Here is a 7,336-nt window from a genome sequence, read left to right as displayed (position 1 = left end):
GGCCTGGTTGCGTGATGTGATCAGCAAGATCAGCGACTGGCAGTCGAACCGAGTGCATGAACTGCTGCCCTGGAACCTCTCAATCGTAAAATAATATTTACACTACGGCCCTCGTGGGGCGCTTACGCCGAATCCCTGGTTCACCCTCATTAATTGCACCGAGCGTCAGCGCGACCGACCATGCCGCCGCCGCCGCATCGGGCGAAGGCGCGGCGAAGCTGACCTGACTGCCGTTGGCCCCAGTGGCGGGCAAACCGTTGAGTGGCGTCCGTAGCACAAACTGCGGCCAGCGCCGATCCGCGCGTTGCCTGATCACGCCCGCTTCGCCGGCTTCATCCTCCGGCACCCGCACCAGGCCGAGTTCGGCCAACACCGCGTCGTAAAATGGCTGCATGCGAGTCATGTCCCGCACGGCAAGCTGAATATGGCTAAACATGGGTCAATTCCTCATGGCGACTCATGCCTTAACTATAGTTAGCGCAGCGAGGTCTGTGGCACTGCCTGCGACATCAGTCATAGCCTTCCGTGCACGGGACAACGTTATTACGGCTCGTTGCGGGATTAACTATTTTCTCTGCCTGTTTCTGCCCACCGCTGGCGATAAAATACTGACGTCAGCGCCGCGCAGTTTACATTTCGGGGAATAACGGACGGCTGCGCATCGCACCACGGCGTGCGGGTGACCTTGCCGGCAACGCCCCCCGGACGGCGTTATGCGGAAATAGCGTCCGGGCAGCGCTGGGCGGAAATAGCGCCAATGTGGCCTGGCCTTTGCGCCCAACGGCACAAGGCCGTCAGAAGAAAGCCGTAAAAGTCGATTTCAGCACCCGCGCAGGGGGAATTATCGCCACGCCGCCAGCGCCTGTTTTGTCATTCGCAGGCATTTCTAGCGCAAATAGCACGGCGCTATAATAGGCTATTGCCCTTCTGCACGATGGCCGCCATCAGCGCGGCTACGGACTTCTTTATAACGACTGCGTTAACGACGCAAGCAAACCGGCGTCGTTAACGCGATTGAATTACGTCGTCCGCAGGATAAAGAGGGGATATTTTACCGGCGGTATTTCGCGCTTTTTATCCCATATGCATAAGCAAGAGTAGACCCTGACCGCTTTAATTATTGCTCGAAAAGAAGCTTTTTTACCGACTATTTCTGCCGACTTCGACACCGCACGCGGGAGGTGATGGCCTCCGCCGAAGCCTTTCACCGCGCCAATAGATTATAAATTCTACAATTTGTTGATTTTAATGATAAAAATACCATAAATCTTTGCCTAATTTAGATTTTTAGAGAAAAAACTAAAAACGAAATCTCCCCTACTTTCAACAAATTAACCATAAAAAGTAAAAATGACTCAAGGCGTATTAAGGTTTTTTTAGCTTTTTTGTGATATTTTAATTTGCGATTATTTTTTGTTATCTCGATTTTTGTGTGATCTAGTGCAACGAAATCGGCACGGCGTTTCATCTAAAAAAAATTCTAAAAATCCTTTTACAACAATGGATTGAAATCCTCAGCTCTGTAAATTCCAGTAAAGGTTATCAGACTACTAATATATGGCATCACTAATAAAACATAAAAAGATATATTTGCCATTATATTTTCATAATATATGCGCCTTTTTCTTATAGTCATATTTCAAATTTAAAAAAACTTCGATAAAATGCTCGGGCAGTCAGTAATGAAGCAGGGGGTCCAATCATACCTCGATTGGGCATTAATAATAACCTGGAAGTAACCCATACTCTTCTGTCTCCAGGATGCCCCTATTTAATGGAGGTTGAGAGAACTTCAGTAATTTTGTTAAAAAATGTATTTCTTGTTAGCGTAAGCTAACAACATTGCTCGTTTAGAATATTTCCCAGCGTCATCGATTCTGTATAAGTGTAATATTTACCCGATGCCATTAAAGCCATCAGTAATACTAACGAAAATCTGACGTGCTTTGGGAATAACTGATAGCGAATAAATAACATATAGAGATTAGAACATGGATAAATCAACCGATATTTCAGTCATGGTAGAGTCCCTATCACGTATCTATCACCGTCTGCGAAAAGAAGTGAATGGGCAGCTGGTGAACGAAGGCCTCTCGATGTCGAAAATGAAGATTTTGCACCTGATTACCACCGGCAAAACCAGCGCCACCGATATCAAGAACTACATGGGCTTTTCATCCCGTACCGTGGTGACCGTGCTTGATGCACTGGAAAAAGAGGAGATGCTGCAGCGCCAGCAAAGCCCCACCGACCGCCGGGTGAAGTATGTCTATATCACGGAGAAAGGGCGTGAGAAATTGCGCATCGCCGAACAGACCCACAAAGTCATTCTGGATCGCATGTTTGCCCCGTTATCCGAAATGCAACTGGAGAAGTTCAGCGAAGTTTGCAATGTACTTGAAGCTCAGCAAAAATAGCTCGGCTTATGATGTTATATCAGCATTTAAATCCGCAGTAAAAAAAGGGCCGGATAATTGTAGTCATTTATCGTGACCGGACTGACGGGTCGGACGACTATTCCGGCAACCAGATAATAGACAATTTATCGCGATTTTTAATACTCAAAGGTGGTTTTTTTTACTGGTGGATTTTTGCCGATAAATATCTTAAACGTTCAAAAAGGGAAAGCACGGGCGATTTACGCCCTCATCGGCGACCGTGCTGCCTTTATTCCCCCCCACCCGATGATTTACCCCATCCGCTAACCCTACCGCTACGTTGACAGCTGCAACGCCCTCTAATGCCGTGTATAATAGAGATGCGCCCTGTTGTTCTTTCAACCTCAGCTGACTATTTCATGATGATTCAAGGTACGCTCTATATCGTTTCCGCCCCAAGCGGCGCAGGAAAATCCAGCCTGATTCAGGCGTTGCTGAAAACCCAGCCGCTTTATGACACCCAGGTGTCGATTTCCCACACCACTCGCGCCATGCGCCCGGGCGAAACGCACGGGCAGCATTACTTTTTCGTGCCGGTGGCGGAATTTGAGCGCATGATTGCCGAAGATGCCTTTCTGGAATACGCCCGGGTGTTCGACAATTATTACGGCACTTCCCGCGACGCCATCCAGCAGGTGCTGGCCACCGGCGTCGATGTCTTCCTCGACATCGATTGGCAGGGCGCACAGCAGATCCGCGCTAAAATGCCCGACGCGCGCAGCATCTTTATTTTGCCGCCGTCCAAGGAGGAACTGGATAGGCGACTGCGCGGACGCGGTCAGGACAGTGAAGAGGTAATCGCCCGGCGCATGGCGCAGGCGGTAGCTGAAATGACCCACTTTGCGGAGTATGATTACTTAATCGTCAATGACGACTTCAATACCGCATTGCTTGATCTGAAAACCATTATCCGGGCTGAACGGTTGCGCCTTGAGCGGCAGAAATTACGCCATGACGCATTAATCAGCAAATTGTTGGCAGACTGACACAACTTTCAGTATGATGCCCAGTCATTTCTTCAACTGTGGAGTAGCTCACATATGGCACGCGTAACTGTACAAGACGCCGTCGAGAAAATTGGTAACCGTTTTGACCTGGTGCTGGTCGCCGCGCGTCGCGCGCGTCAGATTCAGGTTGGCGGTAAAGATCCACTGGTTGCGGAAGAAAACGATAAATACACCGTTATCGCCCTGCGTGAAATCGAGGAAGGCCTGATCACCAGCCAGATCCTGGACTTACGGGATCGCCAGGAGCAGCAAGAGCAGGAAGCCGCTGAGATTCAGGCGGTGACCGCGATCGCTGAAGGCCGCCGCTAACAGCAGGTAACTACCCTACCTTGTATCTGTTTGAAAGTCTGAATCTTCTGATTCAACGCTATCTGCCCGAGGATCAGATAAAACTCCTCCGGCAGGCTTATCTTGTTGCTCGTGATGCGCACGAGGGACAAACTCGTTCCAGCGGTGAGCCTTACATCACCCACCCGGTGGCGGTCGCCAGCATTCTGGCCGAGATGCGTCTCGATCATGAAACGCTGATGGCGGCGCTGCTGCATGACGTTATCGAAGATACCCCGGCCACCTATCAGGACATGGAACAGCTGTTCGGCAAAAGCGTCGCCGAACTGGTGGAAGGCGTATCCAAGCTGGACAAGCTTAAATTCCGCGACAAGAAAGAAGCCCAGGCGGAAAACTTTCGTAAAATGATCATGGCGATGGTGCAGGATATCCGCGTCGTGCTGATAAAACTTGCCGACCGCACCCATAATATGCGCACCCTGGGCGCCCTGCGGCCGGATAAACGGCGTCGTATCGCGCGCGAAACGCTGGAAATCTATAGTCCACTGGCCCACCGGCTGGGGATTCATCACCTGAAAACCGAGCTGGAAGAGCTGGGTTTCGAGGCGCTGTATCCCAACCGCTATCGGGTCATTAAAGAAGTGGTCAAAGCGGCGCGCGGCAATCGCAAGGAAATGATCCAGAAAATCCTCGCCGAAATCGAGGGTCGTTTAACCGAAGCAGGCATTCCTTGTCGCGTCAGCGGACGTGAAAAACATCTCTACTCCATTTATTGCAAGATGCACCTGAAAGAACAGCGTTTTCACTCCATCATGGACATATACGCTTTTCGGGTGATCGTCAGCGAAGTGGATACCTGCTACCGGGTGCTGGGTCAAATGCACAGCCTGTATAAACCGCGCCCCGGACGGGTGAAGGATTATATCGCCATCCCCAAAGCCAACGGCTACCAATCGCTGCATACCTCGATGATAGGTCCGCACGGCGTGCCGGTAGAAGTGCAGATCCGCACCGAGGATATGGACCAAATGGCGGAGATGGGGGTAGCGGCGCACTGGGCGTACAAAGAGCAGGGCGAAACCGGCACCACGGCGCAAATCCGCGCTCAGCGCTGGATGCAAAGCCTGCTTGAGCTTCAGCAAAGCGCCGGTAGCTCGTTTGAATTCATTGAAAGCGTTAAATCCGATCTCTTTCCCGACGAAATTTATGTCTTTACCCCGGAAGGGCGTATCGTCGAACTGCCGGCGGGCGCCACGCCGGTGGATTTTGCCTATGCGGTGCATACCGATATCGGCCACGCCTGCGTGGGTGCCCGCGTCGACAGGCAGCCCTACCCGCTTTCCCAGTCGCTCAGCAGCGGCCAGACCGTGGAAATCATTACCGCTCCCGGCGCGCGGCCCAACGCCGCCTGGCTCAATTTCGTCGTAAGCTCCAAGGCGCGCGCCAAAATCCGCCAGATGTTGAAGAATCTCAAGCGCGACGACTCCGTCAGCCTGGGCCGCCGCTTGCTCAACCATGCGCTGGGCGGCAGCCGCAAACTCGTCGAGCTGCCGGCGGAGAATATTCAGCGCGAGCTGGACAGGATGAAACTGGCGACGCTTGACGATTTGCTGGCGGAAATCGGCCTCGGTAACGCGATGAGCGTGGTGATTGCCAAGAATTTACAGGGCGATCGGTCTAACCTGACGCCGCCTAGCGGCCCGCGCACGCTGCCGATCAAAGGCGCCGACGGCGTGCTTATTACCTTCGCCAAATGCTGCCGGCCTATCCCCGGCGACCCGATTATTGCCCATGTCAGCCCCGGCAAAGGGCTGGTGGTACATCACGAATCCTGCCGCAATATTCGGGGCTATCAGAAAGAGCCGGAGAAATTCATGCCGGTGGAATGGGAAATGGTGAGCGAACAGGAGTTTATCGCCGAGATCAAGGTGGATATGTTTAACCATCAAGGCGCGTTAGCCAATTTGACCGCGTCAATTAACGCCGCCAATTCCAATATCCAGAGCCTGAACACCGAAGAGAAGGACGGCCGGGTGTATAGCGCGTTCATTCGTCTGACAACCCGCGATCGTATCCATCTGGCGAATATCATGCGCAAAATCCGCATCATGCCGGATGTCATCCGGGTGAACCGCAACAGAAACTAAACCCTGCCGTCGGAACCTTTTACGCGGCGTTGACCGTGCAGCGCGCCCGCCGGTCAACGCTGACATCTTCCCCCTTAAGCCATAGGTATCTACACATCAGGGAGGAGGCTTAAGAGCAACTCTCGCTAAATGAGTAAGTTCTTCCAGACTATATTCCGATAATAATTTTAGTGTATTCAACAAGATGGATAGGCCAGCGAGCAGAGCAGGAGCGCTCTCTCTGCGGCCTCGCTTTTGCTGTCGTCCTGACAAGCGACATATCAGCTGGCGGGCTGCCGCATTTTCTTCTCCTTCAGCGCGTTGCAGCCGCCATACCAGAACAGCAGCCATACTGGCTATTAACAACCTGCGTAGTACGGCTGGCGCGCTGCGCTGAAGCCATGTTTCTACGTCATGTCCGGCACCTTTCAGCAACTTAAAAAATGATTCAATATTCCAGCGCCAGTAATACCAACGAGCTACTTCCTCGCAGGTGATCTCGCTGCAAACGTTTGTAAGCAGCGTCCAGCGTCCCACCACATTACCGAGATCATCCGTAAGCCGAACAACAACCAATCTGACCGTCAGAGGCTCTCCAGGTTGGATTTTTATGCGGCGGCCGGTTTCTTTATCTTTACGCTTCTGCTGCGCAGCTCGGGTTATGACTATCGAGGTTTCACTGATTTCCATATCAGCTTTTTTCCCTTTCCAGTCTACCTGTCCGCATCCGTTGTATGGCAGAAGAGCAGCAATCTCACCAATTTTCAATGAATTACCTTGCCACTCTGCACCATGTCCTTCTTTTCCTCGGATAAGCCAGCATATTCCTTGAGTACTCAACGTCCGCATATGTCCAATAGAGTCACCCTCTCTATCAATTATATGAATCAGCTTTTTACCTATATTAAGCGATTCCACACGGGCAATATCGGTCGTCAAGGCGTCCATATGTGTCTGCCGTTCGGACAGTCCTTCCGCCAACGTTGAATGACAACCGGTTGCATCGGTAAGTGTCTGAGATAGAGGCGCTATTGGCAAACCCGTGCCAGCATCAACCAGCAAGCTGCTTTGAAGTTCATATCCAACATCGCCACCGTGCGTCATTTTTAAGCGTCCGTATTTGGCATGATGGTAAAGAAATTGTAAACGTGACCAATCATGAACAACGAGAGCGTATGGATGCGGGCTAAGCGAAATTTGCTCAAGTGCTAGCGAAATAATTGGCTCATTGAGTTGACTGAAGCTAATTCGCTTATTATTCAGAAAACGCCAGACAGCTTGGGTAGTTGCGAAAGTTGATTTTTGAGCACTTGCGAGGTCTTTAACCGCAGAAGCAAGAAGAGCCGCGGGCGTCATATGCTGTTTAACCAGCGTCTGATATCGGCGGGTAAGGCGAGAGTCAATCCCGCCAACAGATAGGTTGAAATCATTCTGCAAAGTAATAACAGGTATCACGATAAATGTGTAGATACCTATG

The 7,336-nt window shown here is 51.3% G+C and carries 7 protein-coding genes; 5 read left to right on the top strand and 2 right to left on the bottom strand.

What is annotated here, in order from left to right; translation table 11 throughout:
• The first annotated feature begins 7 nt into the window (after positions 1–7).
• A complete protein-coding gene (locus CINSTRO3249_RS16640) occupies positions 8–94 on the top strand; it encodes a hypothetical protein (RefSeq protein ID WP_371441378.1) in 87 nt (28 codons plus the stop codon).
• Between the two features lie 3 nt (positions 95–97).
• Here the strand turns inward: CINSTRO3249_RS16640 and CINSTRO3249_RS10815 are convergent, their stop codons facing one another.
• Entirely contained in the window at positions 98–436 is a 339-nt protein-coding gene (locus CINSTRO3249_RS10815) for a VOC family protein (protein WP_074013291.1), read from the bottom strand.
• A gap of 1,555 nt (positions 437–1,991) precedes the next feature.
• Here CINSTRO3249_RS10815 and CINSTRO3249_RS10810 point away from each other — a divergent pair.
• The 4 genes from CINSTRO3249_RS10810 to spoT all read left to right on the top strand — a co-directional run bounded on the left by CINSTRO3249_RS10810 (position 1,992) and on the right by spoT (position 5,880).
• Complete coding sequence (locus tag CINSTRO3249_RS10810; protein ID WP_025424137.1) at positions 1,992–2,417, top strand: MarR family winged helix-turn-helix transcriptional regulator; 426 nt, start codon at positions 1,992–1,994, stop codon at positions 2,415–2,417.
• A 383-nt stretch (positions 2,418–2,800) separates the two neighbouring features.
• Entirely contained in the window at positions 2,801–3,424 is a 624-nt protein-coding gene (gmk, locus tag CINSTRO3249_RS10805) for a guanylate kinase (protein ID WP_074013292.1), read from the top strand.
• A 54-nt stretch (positions 3,425–3,478) separates the two neighbouring features.
• Positions 3,479–3,754 carry a DNA-directed RNA polymerase subunit omega gene (gene rpoZ / locus CINSTRO3249_RS10800; RefSeq protein WP_011412033.1) on the top strand — a complete coding sequence of 92 codons (276 nt, stop codon included), beginning with the start codon at positions 3,479–3,481 and terminating at the stop codon, positions 3,752–3,754.
• A gap of 20 nt (positions 3,755–3,774) precedes the next feature.
• The gene (gene spoT, locus CINSTRO3249_RS10795; RefSeq protein WP_074013290.1) at positions 3,775–5,880 is read left to right on the top strand and encodes a bifunctional GTP diphosphokinase/guanosine-3',5'-bis pyrophosphate 3'-pyrophosphohydrolase; all 2,106 of its coding nucleotides are present in this window, start codon (positions 3,775–3,777) and stop codon (positions 5,878–5,880) included.
• A 96-nt stretch (positions 5,881–5,976) separates the two neighbouring features.
• Here spoT and CINSTRO3249_RS10790 read toward each other — a convergent pair.
• The coding region (locus tag CINSTRO3249_RS10790; RefSeq protein ID WP_254304262.1) for a flagellar biosynthesis protein FlhF at positions 5,977–7,336 on the bottom strand (1,360 nt) is incomplete at its 5' end.

Origin of the sequence: Candidatus Sodalis sp. SoCistrobi (assembly GCF_900143145.1) — a bacterium.
Classification (GTDB): Bacteria; Pseudomonadota; Gammaproteobacteria; order Enterobacterales; family Enterobacteriaceae; genus SoCistrobi.
This window is presented reverse-complemented; position numbering and strand designations above follow the sequence as displayed.